Annotated in this window: 32 protein-coding genes; 21 read left to right on the top strand and 11 right to left on the bottom strand. The window is 70.2% G+C overall.

The features are described from left to right. Positions 1–48: 48 nt before the first annotated feature. Genes WG923_RS15780 through WG923_RS15770 form a run of 3 tightly spaced genes read right to left on the bottom strand, consistent with a single transcriptional unit; the run spans position 49 to position 2,812 of the window. Positions 49–1,059: an aldo/keto reductase gene (locus WG923_RS15780; protein WP_340351923.1), complete on the bottom strand. Its 1,011-nt coding sequence runs from the start codon at positions 1,057–1,059 to the stop codon at positions 49–51. A gap of 43 nt (positions 1,060–1,102) precedes the next feature. Continuing rightward, on the bottom strand, positions 1,103–2,077 hold the full coding sequence (locus WG923_RS15775) for a Bug family tripartite tricarboxylate transporter substrate binding protein (RefSeq protein WP_340351922.1): 975 nt from the start codon (positions 2,075–2,077) through the stop codon (positions 1,103–1,105). Positions 2,078–2,125: 48 nt separating this feature from the next. Beyond that, the gene (locus tag WG923_RS15770; RefSeq protein ID WP_340351921.1) at positions 2,126–2,812 is read right to left on the bottom strand and encodes an RraA family protein; all 687 of its coding nucleotides are present in this window, start codon (positions 2,810–2,812) and stop codon (positions 2,126–2,128) included. 99 nt (positions 2,813–2,911) lie between these two features. Here WG923_RS15770 and WG923_RS15765 point away from each other — a divergent pair, with 99 nt between their 5' ends. From WG923_RS15765 to WG923_RS15755, 3 genes are all read left to right on the top strand, one after another. After that, entirely contained in the window at positions 2,912–3,847 is a 936-nt protein-coding gene (locus WG923_RS15765; protein ID WP_340351920.1) for a LysR family transcriptional regulator, read from the top strand. A gap of 81 nt (positions 3,848–3,928) precedes the next feature. After that, positions 3,929–4,612 carry a glutathione S-transferase family protein gene (locus WG923_RS15760; protein WP_340351919.1) on the top strand — a complete coding sequence of 228 codons (684 nt, stop codon included), beginning with the start codon at positions 3,929–3,931 and terminating at the stop codon, positions 4,610–4,612. 25 nt (positions 4,613–4,637) lie between these two features. After that, the gene (locus tag WG923_RS15755; RefSeq protein ID WP_340351918.1) at positions 4,638–5,882 is read left to right on the top strand and encodes a multifunctional CCA addition/repair protein; all 1,245 of its coding nucleotides are present in this window, start codon (positions 4,638–4,640) and stop codon (positions 5,880–5,882) included. Here WG923_RS15755 and WG923_RS15750 read toward each other — a convergent pair. From WG923_RS15750 to nhaR, 4 genes are read right to left on the bottom strand one after another with little or no spacing between them, the layout of a single operon-like run. Then, entirely contained in the window at positions 5,855–6,781 is a 927-nt protein-coding gene (locus tag WG923_RS15750; protein ID WP_340351917.1) for an ROK family protein, read from the bottom strand. The two genes, WG923_RS15755 and WG923_RS15750, sit on opposite strands and share 28 nt — an antisense overlap. Positions 6,782–6,785: 4 nt before the next feature. Then, positions 6,786–6,980 carry a DUF2905 domain-containing protein gene (locus WG923_RS15745; protein ID WP_340351916.1) on the bottom strand — a complete coding sequence of 65 codons (195 nt, stop codon included), beginning with the start codon at positions 6,978–6,980 and terminating at the stop codon, positions 6,786–6,788. 23 nt (positions 6,981–7,003) lie between these two features. Beyond that, the gene (locus tag WG923_RS15740; protein WP_445322936.1) at positions 7,004–8,101 is read right to left on the bottom strand and encodes a class I SAM-dependent methyltransferase; all 1,098 of its coding nucleotides are present in this window, start codon (positions 8,099–8,101) and stop codon (positions 7,004–7,006) included. 46 nt (positions 8,102–8,147) lie between these two features. Beyond that, positions 8,148–9,071, bottom strand: coding sequence for a transcriptional activator NhaR (nhaR, locus tag WG923_RS15735; RefSeq protein ID WP_340351915.1), 924 nt, complete (start codon positions 9,069–9,071; stop codon positions 8,148–8,150). A 100-nt stretch (positions 9,072–9,171) separates the two neighbouring features. On the opposite strand from nhaR, the gene WG923_RS15730 reads away from it, so the two are divergent. The 6 genes from WG923_RS15730 to WG923_RS15705 all read left to right on the top strand — a co-directional run bounded on the left by WG923_RS15730 (position 9,172) and on the right by WG923_RS15705 (position 12,335). After that, positions 9,172–9,573: a hypothetical protein gene (locus WG923_RS15730; protein WP_340351914.1), complete on the top strand. Its 402-nt coding sequence runs from the start codon at positions 9,172–9,174 to the stop codon at positions 9,571–9,573. A gap of 15 nt (positions 9,574–9,588) precedes the next feature. Further along, positions 9,589–9,960, top strand: coding sequence for a hypothetical protein (locus WG923_RS15725; RefSeq protein ID WP_340351913.1), 372 nt, complete (start codon positions 9,589–9,591; stop codon positions 9,958–9,960). Then, on the top strand, positions 9,957–10,130 hold the full coding sequence (locus WG923_RS15720) for a hypothetical protein (RefSeq protein WP_340351912.1): 174 nt from the start codon (positions 9,957–9,959) through the stop codon (positions 10,128–10,130). The genes WG923_RS15725 and WG923_RS15720 overlap by 4 nt, the downstream gene beginning before the upstream one ends. A gap of 1 nt (position 10,131) precedes the next feature. Continuing rightward, positions 10,132–11,136 carry a TerC family protein gene (locus tag WG923_RS15715; RefSeq protein WP_340351911.1) on the top strand — a complete coding sequence of 335 codons (1,005 nt, stop codon included), beginning with the start codon at positions 10,132–10,134 and terminating at the stop codon, positions 11,134–11,136. Positions 11,137–11,211: 75 nt separating this feature from the next. Next, on the top strand, positions 11,212–11,970 hold the full coding sequence (locus tag WG923_RS15710; RefSeq protein ID WP_340351910.1) for an SDR family oxidoreductase: 759 nt from the start codon (positions 11,212–11,214) through the stop codon (positions 11,968–11,970). Further along, the gene (locus tag WG923_RS15705) at positions 11,967–12,335 is read left to right on the top strand and encodes a dihydroneopterin aldolase (protein WP_340351909.1); all 369 of its coding nucleotides are present in this window, start codon (positions 11,967–11,969) and stop codon (positions 12,333–12,335) included. The genes WG923_RS15710 and WG923_RS15705 overlap by 4 nt, the downstream gene beginning before the upstream one ends. Positions 12,336–12,343: 8 nt before the next feature. On the opposite strand, the gene WG923_RS15700 is transcribed toward WG923_RS15705, so the two are convergent. After that, entirely contained in the window at positions 12,344–13,093 is a 750-nt protein-coding gene (locus WG923_RS15700) for an MBL fold metallo-hydrolase (protein WP_340351908.1), read from the bottom strand. A 177-nt stretch (positions 13,094–13,270) separates the two neighbouring features. On the opposite strand from WG923_RS15700, the gene WG923_RS15695 reads away from it, so the two are divergent. The 10 genes from WG923_RS15695 to WG923_RS15650 all read left to right on the top strand — a co-directional run bounded on the left by WG923_RS15695 (position 13,271) and on the right by WG923_RS15650 (position 22,185). After that, positions 13,271–13,675, top strand: a complete 405-nt coding sequence (locus WG923_RS15695) for a DUF1924 domain-containing protein (RefSeq protein WP_340351907.1) — start codon at positions 13,271–13,273, stop codon at positions 13,673–13,675. 7 nt (positions 13,676–13,682) lie between these two features. After that, positions 13,683–14,138, top strand: coding sequence for a diheme cytochrome c (locus WG923_RS15690; RefSeq protein WP_340351906.1), 456 nt, complete (start codon positions 13,683–13,685; stop codon positions 14,136–14,138). After that, positions 14,110–14,811, top strand: coding sequence for a cytochrome b/b6 domain-containing protein (locus WG923_RS15685; protein ID WP_340351905.1), 702 nt, complete (start codon positions 14,110–14,112; stop codon positions 14,809–14,811). The genes WG923_RS15690 and WG923_RS15685 overlap by 29 nt, the downstream gene beginning before the upstream one ends. 8 nt (positions 14,812–14,819) lie before the next feature. After that, a complete protein-coding gene (locus WG923_RS15680; RefSeq protein WP_340351904.1) occupies positions 14,820–15,491 on the top strand; it encodes a response regulator transcription factor in 672 nt (223 codons plus the stop codon). After that, positions 15,485–16,849, top strand: a complete 1,365-nt coding sequence (locus WG923_RS15675) for an ATP-binding protein (protein WP_340351903.1) — start codon at positions 15,485–15,487, stop codon at positions 16,847–16,849. The genes WG923_RS15680 and WG923_RS15675 overlap by 7 nt, the downstream gene beginning before the upstream one ends. Before the next feature lie 7 nt (positions 16,850–16,856). Beyond that, positions 16,857–17,774 carry a tRNA 2-thiocytidine(32) synthetase TtcA gene (gene ttcA, locus WG923_RS15670; RefSeq protein ID WP_340351902.1) on the top strand — a complete coding sequence of 306 codons (918 nt, stop codon included), beginning with the start codon at positions 16,857–16,859 and terminating at the stop codon, positions 17,772–17,774. Between the two features lie 114 nt (positions 17,775–17,888). Then, positions 17,889–18,509, top strand: a complete 621-nt coding sequence (locus WG923_RS15665) for a DUF4136 domain-containing protein (RefSeq protein WP_340351901.1) — start codon at positions 17,889–17,891, stop codon at positions 18,507–18,509. A 71-nt stretch (positions 18,510–18,580) separates the two neighbouring features. After that, positions 18,581–19,225: a histidine phosphatase family protein gene (locus WG923_RS15660; protein ID WP_340351900.1), complete on the top strand. Its 645-nt coding sequence runs from the start codon at positions 18,581–18,583 to the stop codon at positions 19,223–19,225. After that, positions 19,194–20,387, top strand: coding sequence for a DSD1 family PLP-dependent enzyme (locus WG923_RS15655; protein ID WP_340351899.1), 1,194 nt, complete (start codon positions 19,194–19,196; stop codon positions 20,385–20,387). Before WG923_RS15660 ends, WG923_RS15655 begins: the two co-directional genes overlap by 32 nt. Positions 20,388–20,436: 49 nt before the next feature. After that, complete coding sequence (locus WG923_RS15650; protein ID WP_340351898.1) at positions 20,437–22,185, top strand: lysoplasmalogenase family protein; 1,749 nt, start codon at positions 20,437–20,439, stop codon at positions 22,183–22,185. Here WG923_RS15650 and ruvB read toward each other — a convergent pair. Together ruvB and ruvA are read right to left on the bottom strand one after the other, a co-directional pair. Next, entirely contained in the window at positions 22,145–23,200 is a 1,056-nt protein-coding gene (gene ruvB / locus WG923_RS15645; RefSeq protein WP_340351897.1) for a Holliday junction branch migration DNA helicase RuvB, read from the bottom strand. The two genes, WG923_RS15650 and ruvB, sit on opposite strands and share 41 nt — an antisense overlap. Then, a complete protein-coding gene (gene ruvA / locus WG923_RS15640) occupies positions 23,197–23,772 on the bottom strand; it encodes a Holliday junction branch migration protein RuvA (protein WP_340351896.1) in 576 nt (191 codons plus the stop codon). The genes ruvB and ruvA overlap by 4 nt, the downstream gene beginning before the upstream one ends. A gap of 27 nt (positions 23,773–23,799) precedes the next feature. Between ruvA and WG923_RS15635 the strand changes: the two genes are divergently transcribed. Both WG923_RS15635 and ybeY read left to right on the top strand, forming a co-directional pair. Next, complete coding sequence (locus WG923_RS15635; protein WP_340351895.1) at positions 23,800–24,741, top strand: PhoH family protein; 942 nt, start codon at positions 23,800–23,802, stop codon at positions 24,739–24,741. Then, a complete protein-coding gene (ybeY, locus tag WG923_RS15630) occupies positions 24,738–25,181 on the top strand; it encodes an rRNA maturation RNase YbeY (RefSeq protein WP_445322935.1) in 444 nt (147 codons plus the stop codon). The genes WG923_RS15635 and ybeY overlap by 4 nt, the downstream gene beginning before the upstream one ends. On the opposite strand, the gene WG923_RS15625 is transcribed toward ybeY, so the two are convergent. Beyond that, the gene (locus WG923_RS15625; RefSeq protein WP_340351894.1) at positions 25,175–26,119 is read right to left on the bottom strand and encodes a GAF domain-containing protein; all 945 of its coding nucleotides are present in this window, start codon (positions 26,117–26,119) and stop codon (positions 25,175–25,177) included. The genes ybeY and WG923_RS15625 overlap by 7 nt on opposite strands. Between the last annotated feature and the right edge of the window lie 12 nt (positions 26,120–26,131).

Raw genomic sequence — 26,131 nt, 5'->3', positions numbered from 1 at the left:
TCAGAGCCGGGGTCGGGCGTGAACGGGGTGGGGACGAGGGGAAAGGTGTCAGCTGTGGCCGAGGACGGCGCGGGCTTCGTAGGGCGCTTCGAGTTCGCGCGCTTCCCCGGGTGAGAGCTGCACGTCGAGCGCGGCCACGGCCTCTTCCACCTGGTACGCCTTGCTGGCGCCCGCGATCGGCGAGGTCACGCCCTTGTGCAGCAGCCACGCATAGGCCAGCGTCGCCGGGCTCACGCCCTTGGCCGCGGCCAACGTGCGCAGGCGCTCGCGCACCTGCAGGTCGGACGGACGGCCGTAGAACCTGCGCGTGGTCTCGTCGGCTTCGGCCCGCGCGGTGGCCGGACCGTCGCTGCTGGCAAGGAAGCCGCGCGCCAGCGGGCTCCACGGCAGCAGCGCCACGCCGGAGTCCCGGCACAGCGGGATCATCTCCCGCTCCTCCTCGCGGTACACGAGGTTGTAGTGGTTCTGCATGCTCGCAAAGCGCGTGAAGCCGTGCTCCTTCGCAACCTGCTGCGCCTTGGCGAACTGCCACGCCCACATGCTGCTCGCCCCCAGGTAGCGCACCTTGCCGGCCTTGACCACGTCGTGCAGCGCTTCCAGCGTTTCCTCCAGCGGCGTGTGCGGATCGAAGCGGTGGACCTGGTACAGGTCGATGTAGTCCACGCCCAGCCGCTGGAGCGACGCGTCGACGGCGTGGAAGATGCGCTTGCGGCCCAGGCCGTCGGCATTGGGGCGGGGGCGGAAGGAGGCGTGGTCCACGCCCTCGAAGGCCAGGTCCACGGGGTTGAACACCTTGGTGGCGACCACCGCTTCCTCGCGCCGCGCGCCGGGGAACATCTCGGCCAGCAGGCGTCCGGTCACCACTTCCGATTCGCCGCCCGAATACGTGTCGGCGGTGTCGAAGAAGTTGACCCCGAGGTCCACCGCCCGGCGGAACACCGGGCGCGAACCCGCTTCGTCGAGGATCCACGGGCGCCAGCGGGGCGAGCCGAAGGTCAGCGTGCCCAGGCACAGGCGCGACACCACCAGCCCGGTGGCGCCGAGTCGTGTGTATTGCATGAGGGAAGGAGCCCGGCCCGCGTGCGGGGCCGGGCGATGCTGCTTATTGCGGCTCGACGCCGGCGGCCTTGAGGATGCGGCCGTACTCGGCGGAGTCCCTGCGGATGGCATCGGCCATGGCCTGCGGCGTGCCGCCGGCCGGATCCAGTGCGATCTCGGCGAACTGCTTGCCCATGTCGCCCTTCAGCGCCTTGTTCAATTCGGCGTTCACGCGGTCGATGACGGCCTTGGGCGTGCCGGCCGGCGCCACCATGCCGATCCAGGTGACCGATTCGAAGCCCGGAATGCCGGCCTCGGCGACCGTGGGCACGTTGGGCAGCAGCGGCGAGCGCTTGGCGCTGGTGATCGCGATCGCGCGCAACTGCTGCTTGCTGTCGCGGGCGTAGGGCAGCGCGGTCGGCGAGGTCTCGAACATCGCCTGGATCTGGCCGCCCAGCAGGTCGTTCAGCGCGGGCGCGCCGCCCTTGTATGGCACGTGCAGCACGTTGACGCCCGTCATCGACGAGAACTGGCGGGCCGCGATGTCCTGGCCGGTGCCCACGCCGGCGTTGCCCACCGTGACCTTGCCCGGCTGCGCCTTGGCCACTGCGACGAGTTCCTGCAGGTTCTTGGCCTGCACCGACGGATGCACCAGCAGGATGTGCGGCTGGATCACCAGCTGGATCACCGGCGCGAAGTCCTTCTGCGTGTCGAAGCCGGTGCGCTTGTACAGGAACTGGTTCGCCGCCAGCACGCCGGAGCTGGTGACGAAGAAGGTCTGGCCGTCGGCCGGCGACTTGGCCGCGGTCTCGGCGCCGATGTTGCCGGAGGCGCCGGCGCGGTTGTCCACCACCACCGGCTGGTGCAGCGCATCGCCGAGGTGCTTGCCCACGGCACGGGCCACCATGTCCACGCTGCCGCCCGCCGGGAAGGGGACGATCAGCTTGATGGGGCCGCTGGGCCAGGTCTGGGCGGACACGGTGCCGGCGGCCAGGAGGGCCATGGCGAGCAGGCTGCGGTGCAGGAGGGCTAGGGTCATGGTTCGTTGCTCCAGGGCGGTTTCAGGTCAGGGAGGAAGGGCGCGCGCTCAAGGCCTGGCGCGCTGCTTCTGTTGTTCGATGGCTTGCAGGATCACCTGGGTGGAACCCATGATGTCCGGATACTTCTCGCCGGCGTCGATGCGCGCCAGCGTGCGCTTCTCGTCCTTCATCATCTGCAGCGCCCGGGTGGCGGACTCGCGGATGTCCGCGGCGGGCAGCACCAGGATGCCGTTCTCGTCGGCCAGCACGGCGTCGCCGGGGCTGACGCCCACGCCACCGCAGCTCACCGGCACGCAGAACTCGCCCCCGAGGCCGAGCGTCTTGACCGTCACCGCGGAGGTGCCGCGCGACCACACCGGCACGCCATAGGCCCGCAGCTCGCCGAGATCGGTCACGAGGCCGTCGACGATGATGCCGGCCACGCCCGCGGCGCGCGCCGCATACGCGACGGCGCCGCCGATGGTGGCGATGGCCTCGTCGCCGCAGCGGTCGATCACCAGGATGTCGCCGGGGCGGGCCTGGCCCACCGCGTAATGGACCATCGCGCCGTCCATGCCGGGCACGCGCACGGTGACGGCCGTGCCCGCGATGCGGCGGTCCTGGAAGTGCGCGCGGATCGCCGGGGTCATGAAGCCCGTGTAGCGGAAGTGGCCGATGACGGCGGGCTCGGCCTGGATCAGCAGGTCGAGGAGCTCGGGGTCGATCCGGGGCGGAAGGGGGTTGAGGACGTACATCGCGGCGCTGGAAGAGGATGATCCGGCGGCCAATGTAGCCACCGACCGCCTGAAAGGAAAACGAGTTATTTGGACGCGACTTGATAAGATTTCTGCATCTTGCGGATAACCCTGAGGCAAATCGAGGCGTTTTACTGGACTGCCAAGCTCGGCAGCATCCACGCGGCCGCGGACCACCTGAATTTCAGCCAGCCTGCCGTGTCCTCGCGCGTGAAGGAGCTGGAGGCCGCCTTGCACGTCGAGCTGTTCTCGCGCCGCAACCAGCGGGTGCAGCTCACCCCCGAGGGCCGCAACGCCGTCTCGCACGCCGAGCGCCTGCTGGCCGCCGCCCACGACTTCGAGCGGCTCGGGCGCGAAGGCCCGCCGGTGGAAGGGGTGCTTCGGCTCGGCTCGGACGAATCGACCGCCATGGTGGCGCTGCCGGAAATCCTCAGTCGCCTGAAGCGCCGCCACCCCAAGCTGGTCGTGGAGCTGACGATCGACGTCGGCACGGTCCTCAAGGAGAAGCTGCGCAAGCGCGAGATCGACATCGCGCTGCACACCAACGCGGGCGCTGCGTCGCACGTGGTCGACGAACTGCTCGGCTGGGTGGACTTCCAGTGGGTCGCCGCGCGCGAGCTGCCCGTGCCGGAGGGCGACTTCACGCCCGCCCACGCGACGGCGCTGCCGATCGTGACCAACCCGCCGCCGTCCACGCTGAACGCGCTGGTGCAGAAGTGGCTGCAAAGCGGCGGCTTCGAATTCGACGGCGTGAACTTCTCGAACTCGCTGCAGCTGATGCTGCGGCTGGTGCGCACCGGCCACGCCATCTCCGTGCTGCCGATGCCGGTGGTGCGCGAGCCGCTCGCCAGCGGCGAGTTGCGCCTGCTGCCGGCCCGCCCCGCCATCCCGCAGGTGGCCTACTACGCCTCCTACGTGCAGAGCGAGGCCGGCCGCGGCACGCCGGCCGTCGTCGAGATCGCCAGGGCGGTGCTGCAGGCGGAGCGCTTCTTCGTCCGGGAGCCGGAGCCGCTGCCGCTGCCGCAGGCCGCCTGAGCATCAATCCGCCGCGACGATGGCATCAATGCCGGGCCGCAGTCCGGCTAGCATCGCCCCCATAGCTGCAAGGAGCCCGCGATGCTGACCCTCTACATCGGCAACAAGAACTACTCGTCCTGGTCCATGCGCCCCTGGGTGCTGATGAAGCAGGCGGGGCTGCCCTTCGAGGAACGCAAGGTGCGCTTCGACGCCTTCGACGGCGACTCGCAGTTCAAGCAAACGGTGCTGAAGGTGAACCCCGCCGGGCGGGTGCCGGTGCTGGTGGACGACGGCTTCGCGGTGTGGGACTCGCTCGCGATCGCGGAATACCTGGCCGAGAAGTTTCCCGAGCGCGCGCTGTGGCCGCGCGAGCAGCGCGCGCGGGCGCGCGCCCGCAGCGTGGTCGCCGAGATGCACTCCGGCTTCGGCGCGCTGCGCTCGCATTGCGGCATGAACATCGAAGCCTCGCTGGCCGACGTCGGCCAGCAGATCTGGCAGGAGCAGGCCGCCGTGCGCAGCGACGTCGAGCGCATCGTGCAGATGTGGACCGGTCTGCTCGCCGAGCACAAGGGACCGATGCTGTTCGGCGAGTTCGGCATCGCCGACGCCTTCTACGCGCCGGTGTGCACGCGCATCCGCACCTACGCCCTGCCGGTGCCGGCGGAGGTCGAGGCGTACATCGAGCGCGTGCATGCCCTGCCCGCGGTGAAGGCCTGGATCGCCGACGCGCTGCAGGAGCAGGATTTCGTGCCCTTCGACGAGCCGTACCGCCAGTCCCGCTGAGGCGAGGGGGGCTTAAACTGCCCCCATGCGAACCTTCCGCGTGGGCGGCGCGGTGCGCGATGCCCTGCTCGGTCTGCCGGTGAACGACACCGACTGGGTGGTGGTCGGCGCCACGCCCGAGGACATGATCGCCGCCGGCTACCTGCCGGTGGGCAAGGACTTCCCGGTCTTCCTGCACCCCGACACGCGCGAGGAGCACGCGCTCGCGCGCACGGAGCGCAAGACCGGGCGCGGCTACCACGGCTTCGCCTTCCATGCGGCGCCCAACGTCACGCTGGAACAGGACCTCGCGCGGCGCGACCTCACCATCAACGCCATCGCGCAGGCGCCGGACGGCTCGCTGATCGACCCCTTCGGCGGCCAGCGCGACCTGCAGGCGCGCGTGCTGCGGCACGTGACCGCGGCCTTCCGCGAGGACCCCGTGCGCATCCTGCGGGTGGCGCGCTTCGCCGCCCGCTTCCACGATTTCGCGCTCGCCCCCGAGACGCTGGAGCTGATGCGCGCCATGGTGGCCGAAGGCGAGGCGGACCACCTGGTGCCCGAGCGCGTGTGGCAGGAACTGGCGCGCGGCCTGATGGAGAACCACCCCTCGCGCATGTTCGAGATCCTGCGCGCCTGCGGGGCGCTGGAGCGCGTGCTGCCCGAGGTGGAACGGCTGTGGGGCGTGCCGCAGCGCGCGGACTACCACCCGGAGGTGGACACCGGCGTGCACAACATGATGGTGCTGGACATGGCCGCGCGCGTGAAGGCACCGCTGGCCGTGCGCTTCGCCTGCCTCACGCACGACCTCGGCAAGGGCACCACGCCGCCCGAGGTGCTGCCCAGGCACCTGGGCCACGAGCAGCGCAGCGCCGACCTGCTGAAGGAACTATGCGACCGCCTGCGCGTGCCCAACGAAAGCCGCGAGCTGGCCGACGTGGTCGCGCGCGAGCACGGCAACATCCATCGCAGCCACGAATACGGCGCGGCCGCCGTCGTGCGGCTGCTGGAACGCTGCGACGCCTTCCGCAAGCCGCAGCGCTTCGAGCAGGTGCTGCTCGCCTGCGAATGCGATGCGCGCGGCCGGCTGGGGATGGAGGAACAACCTTATCCGCAGCGCGAGCGGCTGCTGTCGGCCCTGAACGCGGCGCGCGCCGTGGATACGGCGATCGTCGCCGCGCAGGCGCGCGACCAGGGCTTGCTGGGCGAGCAGATCGGGCAGCGCATCCAGGCGGCGCGCACGCACGCCGTGGCGCGGGTGCTTCAGACCAGCAGCGCCAGCGCCGCGTAGTCGCCCACGCGTTCGCCCAGGCCGGCCGGCACCAGCTCGCAGCCGTTGGTGAGGGCCGGCAGCTTCCCCGCGATCTGCGAGCGCAGCCGCGGCAGCAGGACTTCCTGGTTGTGGAGGAAGACGCTGCCGCCCAGGCTGATGCGCTGCAGGTCGAGGATCACCGTGATGTTGTACAGCGCCCGGCCCATGATGCGGCACAGCTCGTCGACCTTGGCGACGGCCTGGGCGTCGCCGCTGCGGGCCCGCTGCATCAGCGTGGCCGCGTCGGCGCCGAAGCGCCGCGCCACGGCATTGCCCGCGACGAGGGCCTCCAGGTCGCCCACGTTGCCGCAGCCGCACAGGGCGTCGTCGTTGTCGCTCACGAACATGTGGCCGCCGTGGCCGGCGTTGCCGTTCTTGCCGCGCAGCACGCGGCCGTCGACGCACAGGCCCATGCCCACGCCGGTGCTCCAGGTCACGTACGCGCAGTGCTCGTAACCCTGCAGCGCGCCCCAGCGACGTTCTGCTTCCAGCGCGGAGACGGCATCGTTCTCGACCCGCACGCCTTCGGTGAAGCGGCGGCGCAGCGGAGCCTCCAGCGTGGCGGTCATCCAGTCGTTGGGCAGTCCGCGCGCCGGCCCGGCGATGCCGCCGCAGATGTTGGGGCTGGCCAGTTCGACCAGGCCGCCATTCAGCACGAAGGGGCCGGCGGAGGAGACGCCCACGCGCTGCACGCGCGAAGGATCGACGCCGACCTCGCGGCACGCGTCGTCCACCATGCGGATCACCTGCTGCGCGAGGGCGTCGTTGCTGCCCGTCTTGGCGGTGGGTTCGGCGCGCTTGCCGACCAGGTCCAGGCCGGCCCCGGTGTTGAGGCTGACCGCGATCTTGGTGCCGCCGATGTCGACACAGGCTTTCATGGCTTCACACGTACTTGGCGATGACGGCCGCCACCATGCTCAGGAGGATGGTGGACGTCAGCGGGATGAACACCTCGCGCCCGAACACCTTGAAGCGCAGGTCGCCGGGCAGCCGGCCGAAGCCGAGCTTCTGCAGCCCCGGGGAGAGCCAGCTGATCAGGAGCAGCGCGAGGAAGACGACGATGATCCAGCGAATCATTGTTGGTCCTAGTTTGCCCGCATTCAGAGCGTGTGGGTGCGGTCGCCCTGGCGGAAGCCGACGGCGTCCCAGAACGGGCCGCGATGCAGGCCGATCACCTTGAACAGCTCGCCCATCTCGTGCTCGGCGACGAGCGGCTGGGCGGCGATGCGCTCCTTCTGCGAGGCCTGCTCCAGCAGCTTCGTGATGCCCGCGTTCAGCAGGAAGCGGCCCTGCGTGGCGTAGCCCAGCGTGAGCATGCCGGCCTCCTGCGCCGCCACCGCGATGCCGGTGAAATTGACGTGCGCGGTGATGTCCTTCTCGCCCGGCGTTTCCAGCGGGTCGGGATCGGCCATGTGGCCGCGGTGGCACATCAGCGTGCCCATGTGGCGCTGCGGGTGGTAGTACTCGGCTTCGGGGAATCCGTAGTCGATGAAGAAGGCCGCGCCGGCCACCAGCCGTTCGGCCAGCGTGCGGACGAAGGCCTCGGCCTGCGGATGGATCTCGGTCAGGTAGTCCTGCGTGCCTTCGGGCTCCACCGGCGGCCGCAGCCCGGTGGCGCGGTCTTCCCAGGCCAGGCGGCCGTCCTCGAGACGCACGCCGCGTTCATGCCACGTTCCGCCCTTGCGGGCGAGCAGCTTCACCGGCATCGCATCGAGCACCTCGTTGCCGACGACGACGCCGCGCATCGTCTCCGGCAGCTCGCTGGCCCACTGCACGCGGTCGGGCCAGGGCTGCAACGCCTCGCGTTGCCGCTCGCGCAGGCTGGCGGACAGCTCCACGATGGTGTAGCGCCGCACGCGCTTGCCCAGGCAGGCCAGCAGCTCGCGGGCGAGCGCGCCGGAGCCGGCGCCGAACTCCCAGAGTTCATCGGTGCCGGTCTGCTCCAGCGCTTCCGCCAGCTGCACGGCCAGCGTGCGGCCGAACAGCGGGCTCATCTCCGGCGCGGTGACGAAGTCGCTGCCCGAGGCCGGCAGCGCGCCGAACTTGCGCGAGGTGTTGGCGTAGTAGCCCAGCCCGGGCGCATAGAGCGCCAGCGCCATGTAGCGGTCGAAGGGCAGCCAGCCGCCGGCGCGCGCAAGCTGTTCGGCCGCGAGCTTGAACAGCGCGCCGGTCACGCCCGATCCGTGTTGTTGTTTCACGCCCCCATTGTCGGCGAGCGCGGCGGCGGCGGGCGGCCACCGCGCTTCAGTGGCGATCCGCGAACAGTTCGCTGCGCGCCGCCTCCGTGATCGCGGCCACTCCCGGGTGGGTGATCCTCCGCTCCACCGAGATGGCGTAGAACTCCTCCATCAGGTCGTCCGGTGAACCCAGCCGCTGGACCTGGAACTGCCTTGCGATCTCCGCGGCGAGGACGGCCGGGGCCGGGAACACCCCCAGGCCTTCGCGGCCGAAGGCCTTCATGAGGGCGGTGTCCTGGAACTCCGCGGCGACCTGGGGAGGCAGGCCGTGCCGGCGCAGCCACGCGTCGACGCGCGGGCGCAGCGCCGATTCGGCCGCGGGCAGCAGCATCGGCAGGCCCGCCAGGCAGCCGGGGAACCTGGAGCGCGCCTGGCGCAGGGTGAGCCCCTGCGAGCGCAGCAGCTTCGCCGAGGCGAAGAACGCGATCCCGCTGCGTCCCAGCAGGTGGGTGAAGGCCTTCACGCCGATGTGCCCCGGAAGCGGCACATCCGAAATCACGAGGTCCACGCGCCGCAGCGCCAGCTCTGCCATCAGGCTGGCGAGCTTGCCTTCCGGGCACTGGAGACGCGGTGCCGGGTCCAGCCGCAAGGCGGGCTCCAGCAGGCGATAGCCGATGGCCTTGGGCACCGAATCGACGAAGCCGACCTTGAGCAGCGGCGCCCGGGGCGCCTCCCGCGCGCCGCGCAAGGCATCCTCCATTTCGCGCCCGAGCGTGAAGATCTCGTCGGCGTACTGCATCACCATCCTGCCGGCCTCGGTGGGCTCGACACCGCGCCCGACCTTGCGCAGCAGGGGGCGCCCCAGGCGCTCCTCCAGCTGGTTGATCTGCCCGCTCAGGGTCTGCGGCGACAGGTGCAGCTGCTCGCTGGCGCGCAGGACGCCGCCCGCGCGGACCACCGTCCAGAAGTAGAGCAGGTGCTTGTAGTTCATGCGACCGTTCCCTTTTTTCGAATGATCGGCGCGTTTTTTCGATTATTCAAGAAGCCGCGCGCTTCGTAGAGTGTGGCCATCCCGACCAAGGAGTCCTTGCATGCGCCGCTACCCCGTCAACTCCCCCCACGCCGCGGCCCGCGTGGTCGCCCTGACCCTGCTCGCCGACGGCAGCATCTCGCGCCGCGAGATGAACTCGCTCCTGCGCACGGGCGTCTACGAGCGCCTGGGCCTCGATCCCCTCGACATGCAGCTCCTGCTGGAGGACCTCGCGCGCGACCTGTTCGAGTTCGGCACCCCCGCGTGGGAGCACGCCGGCGGCCTGCATCCCCTGGTGGTGCGCTGCGTCCTCGACGACGTGACCGATCCCGGGCTGCGCCGCGAGGTGCTGGACATCTGCCGCTCCATCGCCGAATCCGACGACCACCTCACCGACGGCGAGGATGCCGTCCTGGCCCTGGCGCGTTCCCAGTGGCATCTCCCGATGCCCGCAACCTCCTGAGAAAGGCAGGCCTCCATGAAAGTCGACATCCGCTCTTCGGGTCTCTCCGGCGCGCAGGTGCGCGAGCTCGCCGCCACGGTGCGGACGGCGTTTCGCGACGTCGCGCACCGGATCGCCTGCATCGTGGTCTCCGTCTCCATCCAGGCACAGAAGAAGCACGCCGCACGCAACTGCATGGTGGAAGTCCACATGGCCGACGGCCACGTGGAACTCGTCGAGGAGCGGCAGCGCCGCCTCGGCGCCGCCCTGCGCCGCGCGGTGCAACGGGCGTGGAGGGCCGCCACCCGGTGGATGGCACGCCAGTTCCCCACGCGGCCGGCGCTGCCCCTGCCGCGGCGTGAACTCCTGCCGCTGCCGTCGCGGCCGTCCACGGGGAGCGGGAAATGACGGAACCGGATTTCGCGCTGGTCGCCTTGCTGCTGGGTGCCGCGTGCGCGGTGGCCGCCCTGCTCGGCCTGCGGCTCGGAAACGAGAAGCGGGACGTGCGGCTCACGATGGGCGGCGGCGCGGCGCTCGGCGGTCTCGCGCTCCTCCTGATGTCCATGGGCGGGAGCTGACATGAGCGCCATCCTGCAGGCCGACTTCCTCGGCCAGGCGGTGTGGCTGTGGCTCACCTTCATCGCCGTCGTCGTGACGCTGCTGGCGCTGGACCTGGGGGTGCTGCACACGGAGGACCGGGAGATCGGCGCCAGGGAAAGCCTGTGGCTTTCCACGGGCTACATCGGCGTCGCCGCGCTGTTCGGCGCCTGGCTGTGGTGGCAGCTGGGCGCGGAGCGCGGCATCGAGTACTTCACGGGCTACGTGATCGAGAAGTCGCTTTCGATGGACAACGTGTTCGTGATCGCGATGATCTTCGCGTTCTTCGCCATCCCGCGGGAGTACCAGCATCGCGTGCTCTTCTGGGGCATCCTGGGCGTTCTCGTGCTGCGCGCCATCATGATCGGCCTCGGCGCGGCCCTGGTCAGCCAGTTCTCCTGGGTACTCTACGTCTTCGGCGCCTTCCTGGTGCTCACCGGCGTCAAGATGCTCTGGATGGCGGGGCACGAGCCCGACCTCGCGAACAATTTCCTGCTGAAGTGGTTGCGCAAGGTCCTGCGCGTCACGCCACAGGTGCGGGGCAACGCCTTCTTCGTGCGCGAGCCGCACCCGGTGACCGGCAAGCCGGTCGCCTGGGCCACGCCGCTGTTCCTGGCCTTGTGCATGGTGGAATTCGTGGACCTGGTGTTCGCCGTGGATTCCGTTCCCGCCATCCTGGCCATCACCGACGACCCCTTCATCGTCTACACCAGCAACATCTTCGCGATCCTCGGGCTGCGGGCCCTGTACTTCGCACTGGCCGCCATGATCCACCGCTTCGTATACCTGAAGTACGCCCTCGCCCTCGTGCTCGTGTTCATCGGCGGCAAGATCTTCCTCGTGAACATCGTCGGCAAGATCCCCGCACCCGTGAGCCTGGGCGTCACGGCGCTCCTGATCGGCGGCGGTGTCCTGGTGTCGCTGTGGAAGACCCGCGCGCGCAGGTCCGCGCCCGCCCTGGCGGGGCCGCGGCATGGTCCGGTCTGATTCCGGGCAGCACCAGGGCGGCGGCCTACTCGCTACACTGGGCGCGATGCAGGTTCACTGCCCTCCGCTCGACGAATGACCGCCGGCCGCACCGTCCTCGTGACCGGCGCGGGCCGCCGGCTGGGCCGCGCCATCGCGCTGGATCTCGCCGCGCAAGGCTGGCGCGTCGCGGTGCACTTCCGCGATTCGGAGCACGGCGCGCTGCAGACCGTGGAGGCGTGCCGGCAGCACGCGCCCGCCGAGGCCTTCCGAGCCGACCTGGAAAACGAGACGCAGACGCGCGAGCTGTTCGCCAGCGTGCTGGCCTGCTTCGGCAGCGTGGACGCGGTGGTGAACAACGCCTCGCAGTTCCAGCATGACAGCGCCGAAAGCTTCGGCTACGCGGCGCTGGCCACCCACCTGGCCACCAACGCCGCCGCGCCGATCGTCCTGGCCCAACGCCTGGCCGCGCATGCGAGGGAACGCGCCGGCACCGGCGTGGTCGTCAACCTCCTGGACCAGAAGCTCTGGAACCTCAACCCGGACTTCTTCAGCTACACGCTCTCGAAGGCGGCGCTGCAGGCGGCCACCACCCTGCTCGCGCAGGCGCTCGCGCCGCAGCTGCGGGTGGTGGGCGTGGCGCCGGGGCTCACGCTCACCAGCCACATGCTGTCGCAGGAACGATTCGAGCAGCTGCACAAGCTCTCGCCGATCGGCCGCTCCTCCACGCCGGAGGACGTGGCGCATGCCGTGCGCTTCGCGCTGGAGAACCCCGCGGTCACCGGCACCACCCTGCTGGTGGACGGCGGGCAGCACCTCATGAAGTTCGACCGCGATTTCTCGCTGATGAAATGAGCAAGGCCGGCACGCAAATCCTCACGCTCGAAGGCCTGCGCTTCGACGCCAACCTCGGCATCCTCGACCACGAGAAGGAGGCGCCGCAGCCGATCCTGGTCGACGCCCAGCTGAACCTCGGCACGCAGCCGCTGCTGCCCAGCGACGACGACATCACGCACGTGCTCGATTACCGCAAGGTGCGGCGCATCATCATCGAGGAATGCACCGCGGTGCACGTGAACCTGCTGGAGACGCTGATCGGCAAGCTCGCGCACCGCCTGATGCAGCTGCCCGGCGTGCTGGGCGTGCGGGTGCGGATCGTGAAGCTGCGCATCTTCGACGACTGCGAAGTCGCGATCCGCGTCGAGACGGGGCTCTGGTAGCCCCGGCCTCAGCCCTGCGGGCTGTCGGCCATGCGCCCGCAATACCGCTGCAGCTCCTGCGGCAGGTCCGACGGGCACACCCCGCAATGGCGGTTGCCCGGCACCGCGTGCTCGATGAACTTCGGGTACGGCAGCTCCAGCGCGGCCATGATGCGGGTGAACTCCTCGAGGGTCTTGCCCCCGCCCAGGCGCGGATTGCGCGCCTTCTCCTGCGCGATCGAGGACACGTGGCGCCCCGCGTAGTCGTGCCCCGGATACACCAGCGTCTCGTCCGGCAGCGTGAACAGCTTGCGCGTCACGCTGCGGTACAGGTCTTGCGGATTGCCGTTCTGGAAATCGGTGCGGCCGCAGCCATCGATCAGCAGCGCGTCGCCGCTGAACAGCCGCTCCCCTGCGAGATAGGCGAAGTGGCCGTCGGTATGGCCCGGCGTGTGCAGGCCCTGCAGCCGGATCGATCCCACCTGCAGCGGCACGCCCTCCTCGATGCCGAGGTCGGTGCAGGGCAGCCGGTCGAACGCGGGGGCCGCGATGCGGCTGCCCGTGCGCTTCTTCAGTTCCAGCGCCGCGGTGATGTGGTCGGCGTGGATGTGCGTGTCGAGCGTGCAAGCGAGCTTCAGCCCCAGCTCGTGCAACTGTTGCAGGTCGCGGTCGATCACGTTGACCACCGGGTCGACCAGCACGCACTGCCCCGTCTCGGTGCAACCAAGGAGATAGGTGTACGTGCTCGATACCGGCTCCAGCCATTGCCTGAAGATCATCGTGGCTTCCTCCTTGCCATCGATGATGGACCTTCCCCGTGCACCCCAAGCTTGATGGCGCGCAAGTTCGCCGGCACCGGCTTGCCTAGGATCATCTGCAGGGCCGGGCCGCGGAACGGCCCCGTTAAGAAAACCCTAAGCGCGCCCCCCAATCATCGGTGCCATCAGGAGTTGCCGATGAAGACCAAGACACGCATCCCGCCCATCCTCTGCCCGCTGCTGCTCGCGGCCGCCATGGCCGGCGCGCACGCCGCCACCCCGAAGGAGCTGGCCGCCGGCTACGCGGCCCAGGCAGGCACCGCGCCGGCCGCCGCCCGCGGCGAGCAGTTCTTCACGTCCCGCCACGGCCGCGAATGGAGCTGCTCCTCGTGCCACGGCACGCCGCCGACGAACACCGGCAAGCACGCCGCGACCGGCAAGGCGATCGGCGCCCTCGCCCCCGCCTTCAACGCGGACCGCTTCACCGACCCCGCCAAGACCGAGAAATGGTTCCGCCGCAACTGCAACGACGTGGTGGGCCGTGAATGCAGCGCCGGCGAGAAGGCCGACGTGCTCGCCTGGCTGCTGACGCTGAAGAAGTGAGGCCACCATGCGCATCGCCTTTCCCCTCCTCGCCCTGCTCCTCGCGGCCGCCCCTTTCGCGCGGGCCGACGGCTACCGCTCCGCGCCGGCGCTGCCGAAATACGTGCAGGAATGCTCCGCGTGCCACATCGCCTACCCGCTGGGCGCGCTGCCCAATGCCTCCTGGCGCCGCCTGCTGCAGAACCTGCCGCGGCATTTCGGCACGGACGCTTCGGTCGATCCCGCCACGCTGAAGGAGATCACCGCCTGGGTCGATGCCAACACGGAGACCTTCAAGCGCGTGGGCGCAACGCCGCCCGAGGACCGCATCACCCGCTCCGCATGGTTCGAGCGCAAGCACCGCGAGGTCGATCCTGCGGCCTTCAAGCGCGCCTCCATCAAGAGCCCCTCGAATTGCGCGGCGTGCCACCCGCGCGCCGAACAAGGAGATTTCAATGAACACAGCATCCGCATCCCCCGCTGATCGCAGTCCCCGCACGCTGGTGTGGGACGCGCCGGTGCGCATCTTCCACTGGCTGATGGTGGCCAGCTTCGCCGTCGCCTGGCTCACGTCGGAGAGCGAGCGCTGGCAGCTGGTGCACGTGACCGCCGGCTACACGATGGCCGGCCTGGTCGCCTTCCGCATCGTGTGGGGCGTCATCGGCACGCGTCACGCGCGTTTCAGCGACTTCGTGCGCAGTCCGTGGAAGGCGATCGATTACCTCGTCTCGCTGGCGGACCGCCGCCCCCAACGCCACACCGGCCACAACCCCGCCGGCGGGCTCGCGATCCTCGCGCTGATCACGCTGGCCGCGCTGACGGCCCTCACCGGCTGGGCGAACTACAACGAGATCGCGGGGCACTGGATGGAGGAAGTGCATGAAATCCTGGCCAGCACGATGCTGGGGCTGGTGGTCCTGCACGTCGCCGCCGTGGTCATCAGCAGCGTGCTGCACCGGGAGAACCTCGTGGCCGCGATGATCCACGGCAGGAAGCCGGTGCCGCCGGCCGAGGGGATCCGCAGGCCCTGGCGCAGCGTGGCCGCGGTGCTGCTGATGGGCGTGCTGGGGTTCTGGTGGCTGCAGTGGCAGTCGGCGCCGCCGCCCGAACAGGCAGCCGCGGTGGCGCGCCAGCACCACCACGACGAAGACCACTGACAACGCGCATGCGCATCCTGCTCGCCGAAGACGATCCGCTGCTGGGAGACGGCCTGCAAACCGGCCTGCGCCAGCTCGGCTTCCAGGTGGACTGGGTGCGCAGCGGCGACGCGGCGGAACGCGAGCTGCGCGCCGGCGTCCATGCGGCCGCGGTGCTGGACCTGGGGCTGCCGCGCAAGGACGGCCTCGAAGTCCTCGCCGCCGCCCGCGCGCAGGGCATCCGGATCCCGGTGCTGGTGCTCACCGCGCGGGACGCCATCCCCGACCGCATCCGCGGCCTCGATGCCGGCGCCGACGACTACGTGCTCAAGCCCGTCGACCTGCACGAACTGGCCGCCCGGCTGAGGGCCCTGGTGCGCCGCGCCCACGGGCAGCCACAGGAAGTGCTGAGCGCACAGGACGTGGAGCTGGACCCGGCCGCGCGCACGGTGCGCAAGGGCGGCCAGCTGCTGCAGTTGCCCACCCGCGAGTTCGACCTGCTGCATGCCCTGATGCTCAACGCGGGCCGCGTGCTCACGCGCGAGCAGCTCGAACAGCATCTCTATAGCTGGGGCAGGGAAGTGGAGAGCAACGCGGTGGAGGTGCACATCCACCACCTGCGCCGCAAGCTGGGCAACTCGCTGATCCACACGGTGCGCGGCGTCGGCTACACGCTGCTGCGCGAGGCGCCCGCGTGCTGAGGCCCTCGTCCCTGCGCGGACGCCTGCTGCTGATGGTGCTGGGGACGGCGCTGGCCGTCTGGCTCGCCGCGGCCGCCGCCACCTGGTACGACGCGCGCCACGAGCTCGACGAGCTGCTCGATGGCCACCTGGCGCAGGCCGCGGCGCTGCTGGTGGCGCAGCAGGTGCGCGAGTTCGAGCACGACGAGCGCGTGGACGCGCCCACCCTGCACCGCTACGGCCCGCGCGTGACCTTCCAGGTGTTCCACGAAGGCAAGCTGGCGCTGCGTTCGCCGTTCGCGCCCGACGAGCCCCTGGTGGGCGACGGCAGCGCGCCGGTGCGAGGCTTCTACACGGTGGACATCGGCGACCAGCCCTGGCGCGTCTTCGCCACGCGCGGCGCGGCGAACGACGTGCAGGTCTTCGTGGCCGAACAGATCGCCTCCCGTGAAGCGATCCTGTACGCGGTGCTGCGCAGCACCCTGTGGCCCATGCTGGTAGCCGTGCCCCTGCTGCTGCTGGCGGGCTGGTGGGCGGTCTCGCGCGGCGTGCAGCCGCTGCGCGCGCTCGGCGCGGCGCTCGCGCGCCGCCCGGGCGAGGACCTGCGGCCGGTGCAGGCCGCGGGCGCGCCCGACGAGATGCAGCCGCTGCTCGATGCGCTCAACGGCCTGTTCGAACGGATCGCGCTGCTGCTGGAGCGCGAACGCCGCTTCACCGGCGACGCGGCGCACGAACTGCGCACGCCGATTGCCGCCATCCGCGCGCAGGCGCAGGTGGCGCTGGGCGCCAGCGCGGAGCCGCAGCGCAGGCGCGCGCTGGAGTTCACCCTGGCCGGTTGCGACCGGGCCTCGCGCGTGGTGGAGCAATTGCTGATGCTGTCGCGGCTGGAAGCGGACGCGCCGAGCAAGCGCGATCCCGTCGACCTCTCGGCGGTCGCGCAGGCGGCGGTGGCCGAACTGGCCGTGACGGGCATCTCCAAGCAGCAGAACGTGAGCTTCACGACCGGGCCGGATGCGATGGTGGAGGGCGACGAGACGCTGCTCACCGCCCTGTGCCGCAACCTCGTCGACAACGCGATCCGCTACAGCCCGCACGGCGCGCGCATCGAAGTGCGGGTGCGGCGCGACGAGGACCGGGTGCTGCTGCTGGTGGAGGACGGCGGCCGCGGCATGGCCGAGGAGGACCTGGAGCGGCTGGGCCAGCGCTTCTTCCGCGCGACGGGCAACGAGGCGCCCGGCAGCGGCCTGGGGTGGTCGATCGTGCAGCGCATCGCGGCGGCGCACGGCGCGACCTTGCAGGCGCGCAATTCGCCGCGGCTGGGGGGGTTGTGCGTCGAGGTGTCCTTTCCCGCCGCCTCCGATGCCGCAATGCGAAAATAGCCCCACCATGAGCGCCGTCTGGATCGACACCGACCCCTCCCCCGCCCCCGCCGCGAAGATCGAGCGCGAGAACCACAAGCTCGAAAAGCGGCTGTGCCGCCTGGTCGGCCAGGCCATCGGCGACTACAACATGATCGTCCCCGGCGACAAGGTGATGGTCTGCCTGTCGGGCGGCAAGGACAGCTACGCGCTGCTGGACATCCTGCTGAAGCTGCAGCGCCGCGCGCCGATCTCCTTCGAGATCGTCGCGGTCAACCTCGACCAGAAGCAGCCCGGCTTCCCCGAACACATCCTGCCCGACTACCTCAAAGCCCTCGGCGTGCCCTTCCGCATCGAGGAACAGGACACCTACTCCATCGTCAAGGACAAGATCCCCGAGGGCAAGACGATGTGCAGCCTGTGCAGCCGGCTGCGCCGCGGCATCCTGTACCGGGTGGCGGGCGAACTGGGCGCCACCAAGATCGCGCTGGGCCACCATCGCGACGACATGCTGCAGACGCTGTTCCTCAACATGTTCTTCGGCGGCAAGCTCAAGGGCATGCCGCCCAAGCTGCAAAGCGACGACGGCCGCAACGTGGTGATCCGCCCGCTGGCCTACGTGAACGAGAAGGACCTGGTGCGCTGGGCCGAGGTGCGCCAGTTCCCGATCATTCCCTGCACCCTGTGCGGCAGCCAGGAGAACCTGCAGCGCCGGCAGGTGGGCGACATGCTGCGCGAGTGGGACAGGCGCTTCCCGGGGCGCCTGGACAACATGCTGCACGCGCTGCAGAACGTCGTGCCGTCCCACCTGGCCGACGTCCATCTCCACGATTTCCGCCACCTGGCGGCGACGGGCGTCCCCAGCGAGGATGGCGACAAGGCCTTCGACCACGAGGAGCTTCCCGTGGCCGCGGCGCTGCCGGAACTGCAGGTCATCAAGCTCTGAGCGCCCGGGCGCGGTGGCGTCCTGCATGTAAACGCGCCCAACAGGCGCCGCCAACGCCCTACCATTCGGCAAGAGATACGGGGCGCAGGAAGCGCCCCGGCGTCGGGAGGTGCCATGTCCACGATCACGAGATTCCTGCGTTCCGGCTTGCTGGCGGCCAGCGTGCTGCTGCTGTCCGCCTGCGCATCCACCTACCTGCTGGACAACCAGGTCCAGTCCTTCTCCCAGCTGGGTGGCATCCCGGCGCAGCCCACCTACCGCTTCGAGCGCTCCCTGTCGCAGCAGGTGGACCCCACGCAGCAGGCGCTGGAGGCCCTGGCCGATCCCGCGCTGTACAAGGCGGGATTCCGGCGCGATGACGCCGCTCCGCGCTACAGCGTGCAGGTGGGCGCCCGCACCGAACGCACGCTGTCGCCGTACGCGGATCCGTACTGGGGTCCCTGGGGCTGGGGCGGCGGCTGGGGAGTGGGCTTCGGTGGCCGGCACTTCGGCCTGGGGCTGGGCGGGCCGTGGCCGCGCACCGATTCCTACTGGTTCCACCGCGAAGTGACGGTGATCGTGCGAGAACTGGCGACCAACCGGGTCGTCTACGAGACCCACGCGGTCAACGACGGGCCCTGGTTCGACAACCGCGCGGTGCTGCCGGCGATGTTCGAGGCGGCGATGCAGGGGTTCCCGAACCCGCCGCAAGGCCCGCGCCGGGTCGACATCCAGGTGGGGCGCGCCGCAAGCTGATCGGCCCCCGCCCAACGCGTCGGTAAAGTATTTTCCGCGCTGCGGAAAAGGCCTCCCTACAATGCCACGGTATGGAAGCCACGCGCATCATCGCCGTGCGGCATGGCGAGACGGCCTGGAACGTCGATGCACGCATCCAGGGCCAGCTCGACATCCAGCTGAACGACACCGGGCGATGGCAAGCCCGCCGCGTGGGCCACGCCCTCGCCGGCGAGCAGCTCAGCGCCATCTACTCGAGCGACCTGGGTCGCGCGCACGAGACGGCCCGCGCCATCGGCGAGGCCGCGGGCATCCCGGTCATCGCCCATCCGGGCCTGCGCGAGCGACGCTTCGGCATGTTCGAGGGCCGCACCTTCGACGAGATCCAGCAGACCTGGCCCGAGCACGCCCAGAACTGGCGCAAGCGCATCCCCGAGTGGGAGCCACCGGAAGGCGGCGAGTCGCTGCTGCAGCTGCGCGAGCGCGTCAGCCGGACCGTGCACGACCTCGCCTCCCGCCACACCGGCGAGCTGATCGCGGTCGTGGCGCACGGCGGCGTGCTGGACACGCTCTACCGCATCGCCACCGGCCAGGCCGTGAACTCGCCGCGTACCTGGCAGCTCCCCAACGGAGCCATCAACCGGCTGCTGTGGACCCCCGAGGGCTTCACGCTCGTCGGCTGGTCGGACACGCAGCACCTGGAACATGCCGCTTTCGACGAAAACACCTCTTTCTGAAGAACTCAAGCGGCTGGTGGGCCAGCCCGCCGCCGCGATCGACACGCCGGCGCTGGTGGCCGACCTCGATGCCATGCAGCGCAACCTGAGCCGCATGGCGGAGTTCGCCCGCAAGCACGACATCCGCTGGCGCCCGCACGCCAAGATGCACAAGAGCTCGGCGCTCGCGCGGCTGCAGATGCAGGCCGGGGCGATCGGCGTGTGCGTGCAGAAGACGTCCGAGGCCGAGGCGATGGCCGCCGGCGGCGTCAACAACATCTACATCAGCAACGAAGTGGTCGCGCCCGCCAAGCTGGCCCGCGTCGCCGACCTCGCCCACGCGCTGGCCACGGACCACGGGCAGCTGGCGATCGCGGTCGACAACATCGAGGGCGTGCGCCGCCTGGCCAATGCGATGAACGACCGCCGCCAGAACGGCCCGCCGGCGATCATCGACGTGTTCGTGGAAATCGACGTCGGGCAGGGCCGCTGCGGCGTGCCGCCCGGCCGCCTGGCCCTCGACCTCGCGCTGGAGATCCGCCGGCACGCCGCGCTGCGCTTCGCCGGCCTGCAGGCCTACCACGGCCGGGCCCAGCACCTGCGCTCGCCGCAGGCGCGGCGTGACGCGATCGCCCAGGTGGTGCAGGACGTGCAGTTCACGCGCAAGCTGATCGAGCGCGAGGGCATCCCGGTGGAACTGGTCACCGGCGCGGGCACCGGCAGCATGGTGTGCGAGGCGGCCAGCGGCGTCTTCGGCGAGCTGCAGGCCGGCTCCTTCCTGTTCATGGACGCGGACTACGCCGCCAACGAGCGCGATCCGGCGCAGCCGCAGTTCGAGCACGCGCTGTTCGTGAAGTCCCAGGTGATGAGCTCCAGCCTGCTGCACGCCGTCTGCGATGCGGGCCACAAGAGCCACGCCATCGACTCCGGCCTGCCGAAGGTGCTCGCGCTCGAGCCCACGGGCGAGCTCGACTACCTCAATGGCGGCGACGAGCACGGCCTGCTCAAGCCCGCGCGCGGCAACGAGCGCGTGCCGCGGCTGGACGAGACGATCTGGCTGATCCCGGGGCATTGCGATCCCACCGTCAACCTGCACAGCTACCTGATCGGCGTGGTGGGCGGCCTGGAGCGCGGGCGCGTGGACAAGATCATCCGCATCGACGCCCGCGGCGCGCTGACCTGAGGCCCGCCGGTCGGCCGGAACCTGCGCGCGCAGAGGATCGAGGAAGCCCATGCAACTGAGCCCGAGCCAGGTGATCGTGCTGGCCACGCCGGTGTTCTTCCTGGCGATCGCGGTGGAATACGCGTGGGGCCGCGCGCGCGGCCGCGACACCTATCGCCTGAACGACGCGATCAACAGCATCTCGCTGGGGATGCTGAGCGAGGCCACCGGCGCGCTGCTGGCCGTGTTCCGCATCGGCATCTACACCGCGCTGGCCGGACATATCGCCCTGTGGCGCGACGATGCGTTCTGGCTCTCGCCCGCGGGCTGGCTGCTCGCGCTCCTGTTCTACGACTTCTGCTACTACTGGCAGCACCGCACGGGTCACCGGGTCGGGCTGTTCTGGGCCGCCCACGTGGTGCACCACCAGAGCCAGGAATACAACCTGTCGACGGCCCTGCGGCAACCCAGCACCTATGCCTTCCTGAACTGGATGTTCTACATCCCGCTGGCGCTGGCCGGCGTGCCGCCGCTGGTGTTCGCGGTGGTGGCGCTGGTGGACCTGCTGTACCAGTTCTGGGTGCACACGGAACACGTGGGCCGGCTCGGCTGGTTCGACCGCTGGTTCTGCTCGCCCTCGAACCACCGCGTGCACCATGCCGTGAACGACGGCTACCTCGATCGCAACTACGGCGGCATCCTGATCGTGTGGGACCGCCTGTTCGGCACCTTCCGCGAGGAAGGCGAGCGCTGCGTGTACGGCACGCGCGCGCCGCTGCAAAGCTGGGACCCGCTGTGGTCCAACCTGGAGGTGTACTGGGCGCTCGCCCACGACAGCTGGCACGCGCGCTCGTGGGCCGACAAGCTGCGCGTGTGGTTCAAGCCGCCGGGGTGGCGGCCGGCCGACGTGGCCGAGCGGTTTCCGCGGCCTGCCTTCGCGCTGGAGCGCGTGGCGCGCTTCCATCCGCCCATGGGCAAGGGCGTCGCGTGGTTCGCCGGCGTGCAGTTCGCGGTGATTCTCTGGGGCGTCGCGCTGTTCCTGTGGAACGCGGACCAGATGCCGCTCGCGCGCGCCGGGATGTGGCTGGCGGCGGTGACGGCAGCCCTGTGGGCCGTGGGCGCCGTGATGCAGGGGCGCATCTCCGTCCTCGAGGTGCTGCTGGTCGAAGCCGCGGCGCTGGCGACCGCGACGGCGGCCGAAGGCTGGATCGATGCGCACCGCGTGTTCAAGCCGCTGGCCATGCTGCTGGCGATCGCGTGGGTCGCAAGGCGTCGGCAGGGGCGCTTCGCCGGCGTGCTGGTCGCCGCGCTGGCCCTGTGCCTGGCCGGCGACGTGTTCCTGATGTTCGACGGCTTCTTCATCCCGGGGCTGGCGAGCTTCCTGGCCGCGCACCTGTGCTACCTGCTGCTGTTCCGGCAGGGCGTGCCGTGGTTCCCGAGCGCACGCGCGCTGGCGGCCACGCTGGCGGTGGCCGCGGCGATGTACGCAGTGCTGTTCCCGCACCTGGGGCCGGTGCTGAAGGTGGCGGTGGCCGCCTATGCGGTCGCGATCGCGCTCATGGCGGCGCAGGCGATCGGCCGGGCGGCGGTGCTGCGCGACGGAGCTGCGATCGGTGTCGCGGTGGGCGCGGTCCTGTTCATGGCAAGCGACGCGATCCTGGCGATCAACAAGTTCGCGCAGCCGGTCCCGCTGGCGCCGCTGTGGATCCTGGCGACCTATTACGCGGCGCAGGTGCTGATCGTGCACAACGCGCAGCCGGCCGGCGGGGCGGCCGCGCTCACGCGTCGAACAGGCTCCCGTCCGGCCGCGGCGGCGTGACGCCCAGGTGCCGGTACGCCGCCATCGTCGCCACGCGCCCGCGCGGCGTGCGCTGCAGGTAGCCCTGCTGGATCAGGTAGGGCTCGATCACGTCCTCGATGGTGTCGCGCTCCTCGCCGATCGAGGCCGCGACGTTGTCCAGGCCCACCGGGCCGCCGTCGAAGCGGTGGATCACCGCCTCCAGCAGCTTGCGGTCCATCAGGTCGAAGCCGAGCGGGTCGACATCGAGCATCGCCAACGCCTTGTGCGCCATGTCGCGCGTGATGTGGCCGGTGCCCTTCACGTCGGCGTAGTCGCGCACCCGGCGCAGCAGCCGGTTGGCGATGCGGGGCGTGCCGCGCGAACGGCGTGCGATCTCGGTGGCGCCTTCCGGATCGATCGGCGCCGTGAGCAACCGGGCGCTGCGGTTCACGATCAGCGTCAGTTCCTCGGGCGTGTAGAACTCCAGCCGCGCCACGATGCCGAAGCGGTCGCGCAGCGGATTGGTCAGCATGCCCGCGCGCGTGGTCGCGCCCACCAGCGTGAAGGGCTGCAGGTCCAGCTTGATCGAACGCGCGGCGGGGCCCTCGCCGATCATGATGTCGATCTGGTAGTCCTCCAGCGCGGGATAGAGGATTTCCTCCACCACCGGCGAGAGGCGATGGATCTCGTCGATGAACAGGACGTCGTTGCGCTCCAGGTTGGTGAGCAGCGCCGCGAGGTCCTTGGGTTTTTCCAGCACCGGCCCGGAGGTCTGGCGCAGGTTCACGCCCAGTTCGTGGGCGATGATGTGCGACAGCGTCGTCTTGCCCAGGCCCGGCGGGCCGAACAGCAGTACGTGGTCCAATGCCTCGCCGCGCTTGCGCGCCGCGCCGATGAAGATCTCCAGCTGCTCGCGCGTCTTGGCCTGGCCGACGTATTCGGCGAGGCCCTTGGGGCGCAGCGCGCGCTCCAGCGCCTCCTCCGCCGGCGACACCGGCGCGGCCGACACCACGCGCTTGGGCGGCGGGACGAAATCGTCCGTCTGGATCGTCATCGGGCCAGGGCCTTCAGCGCCTGCTTGATGCCGTCGCTCACGCTGGCGTCCTTGGGCAGCGACTTCAGCGCCGCCTGCGCTTCCTTGTCGCTGTAGCCCAGGGCCACCAGCGCCTGCAGGATGTCGCCCTGGTTGTCGTCGACCGGCGCGGCGCCGACGGGACCGAGGTCGGCGCCGATCTTGCCTTTGAGTTCCAGCAGCAGGCGCTCCGCCGTCTTCTTGCCGATGCCGGGGATCTTGACCAGCCGGCTCGCGTCCTGCTGCGTGACGGCCTGGGCGATGTCGCCCACGCTCATGCCGCTCAGGAGGGCCAGCGCCGTGCGCGGGCCCACGCCCGAAATCTTGATGAGCTGGCGGAAGGCCTCGCGCTCGCCGGCGGAGCCAAAGCCGAACAGGATCTGCGCGTCCTCGCGCACGATGAAGTGCGTCAGCAGCGAGACCTTCTCCCCCAGCCCTGGCAGGTTGTAGAAGGTGCTCATGGGCACATCGACTTCGTAGCCGACCCCGTGGCAGTCCACCAGCACCTGGGGCGGGTTCTTCTCGCTCAGCGTCCCCGTCAATTTGCCTATCATTGCGATCCCTCTCCCGGGATTATCACGTTGATTCTCCGCCACGCCTTCAGCCCCCTGAACAACACCCGCCTCCTGCACCTGTGCGGGCCCATGGACGAACACCTGAGGACCATCGAGGAAGCACTGCAGGTCGCCATCTCGCACCGCGGCGAGCATTTCCGCGTCGAAGGCCCGAAAGCGAAGGCGGAGCGCGCGCTGAACGTGCTGCAGGCCATGTACGAGATGTCGGCCCGCAGCATCTCGAAGGAAAAGCTGCAGCTGATGCTGGCCGGCGACGTGGCGATGGAGGAGGCGGAGGACGGCTCCCTCGTGCTGCACACGCGCCGCTCCGACCTCAAGGCGCGCACGCCGAACCAGAGCGTGTACCTGGACAACATCGGCACCCACGACATCACCTTCGGCATCGGCCCGGCCGGCACCGGCAAGACCTACCTGGCGGTGGCCTGCGCGGTCGACGCGCTGGAACGCAACACCGTGCAGCGCATCGTGCTCACGCGCCCCGCGGTGGAAGCGGGCGAGAAGCTCGGCTTCCTGCCCGGCGACCTGACGCAGAAGGTGGATCCCTACCTGCGGCCGCTGTACGACGCGCTGTACGACCTCATGGGCTTCGACCGCGTGACCAAGGCCTTCGAGCGCAACGCGCTGGAGATCGCGCCGCTGGCCTTCATGCGCGGGCGCACCCTGAACAACGCCTTCGTGATCCTCGACGAGGCGCAGAACACGACCCCCGAGCAGATGAAGATGTTCCTCACGCGCATCGGCTTCGGCAGCAAGGCGGTGGTCACGGGCGACATCAGCCAGATCGACCTGCCCAAGGGCAACCTGTCGGGGCTGATCGATGCGGAGCGGGTCCTCCGACGCGTCAAGGGCATCGCCCACACGCGCTTCACCAGCGCCGACGTGGTGCGGCATCCGCTGGTGGCACGCATCGTGGACGCCTACGACGCATCGCGCAAGGCCGACAAGTGACGCTGGAGCTTTCGCTGCAGTTCGGGGCCTTTCCGAATGCGGCCGAACATCGGCGCGCGGTGACGCCAGCGCGCGCGCGGCGCTGGGTGGGCCTGGCGATGCAGGGCCCGGCGGAGATCGCGGTGCGCATCGTGGGCACCGAGGAGGGCCAGGCGCTCAACCGGCAGTACCGCGGCAAGGACTACGCGACCAACGTGCTGACCTTCGATTACACGCGCGAGCCGGTGGTCGCGGCGGACCTGGTGCTGTGCGCTCCGGTGGTGGAGCGCGAGGCGACGGAACAGGGCAAGACGCTGGAAGCGCACTACGCGCACCTGCTGGTGCACGGGGCGCTGCACGCGCAGGGCTACGACCACGAACTGGGCGAACGCCAGGCACTGGAGATGGAGGCGCTGGAGATCCTGCTGCTCGGCGCCCTCGGCTATCCCGATCCCTACTGAGCGCCGGCCTGGCGCCGCGACGTCACGTCCGCGGTGATGCCGACCACGCGGGCGTGGCCCTTGGCGCGGGCCTCCGTGTCGAGCCGGCCCGTGAATTCGACCCAGCGCAGTTCCCCGTCCGGCGGCCGGCGGATGCGGCCTTCGAAGTGGAAGGCGGTGCCTCCCTCGATGGCGCTGGCGACCGCCTGCGCGAACGCGGGCTGGTCGTCGGGGTGCAGGAATTCCGCGACGAAGCGGCGGGCGTTGATGGGCCCTTCGGAGGGATCGATGCCGAAGATCTCGTACGGGCGGTCGTTCTGCCACGTCACCGTGTCGGACTCGACCTCCCAGGTGAAGAAGCCCAGCCCGCCGGCATCGGCCGCGAGGCGCGCGCGGTGGTTCAGGTCCTGCAGGCGCGCATACAGCCGGGCGTTCTCGACAACCAGCGCGGCGATGCTGCCAATGAGCTTGACGGTTTCGCGGTCGTTCTCGCTCGGCCCGCGCGGCTCGCGGTAGTACAGCGCCAGGGTGCCGAGCACCGAGCCGTCCTTCGAGTGGAACGGCGTGGACCAGCAGGCGCGCAGGCCGTGCTGCAGGGCCAGGTCGCGGAAGTCGGCCCACAGCGCATCGCGCGCGATGTCCGTGACGTAGATGGAATGGCCGAAATGCGCCGCTGTGCCGCAGGAGCCGACCGAGGGACCGATCGCGATGCCGTCGATGGCCGCGTTGTAGGCGGCGGGCAGCGAAGGCGCGGCGCCGTGCCGCAGGTGCTTGCCGTCCTCGTCGAGGAGCAGGATGGAGGCGAGGAAGCTGCCGTCGGACTGCGTCTCCGCGGTCTGCACCAGCACTTCGAGCACCTGGGCCAGGGGCGCGCCGCCAAGCGCCAGTTGCAGGGCATGGTTCTGCCCTGCCAGGAGAATGCTGGAGCGGGCGCGGTCCAGGCCATCACGATCGGACATCCGGCGATTATG

Origin of the sequence: Ramlibacter sp. AN1133 (assembly GCF_037890035.1) — a bacterium.
Lineage (GTDB): Bacteria > Pseudomonadota > Gammaproteobacteria > Burkholderiales > Burkholderiaceae_C > Ramlibacter.
This window is presented reverse-complemented; position numbering and strand designations above follow the sequence as displayed.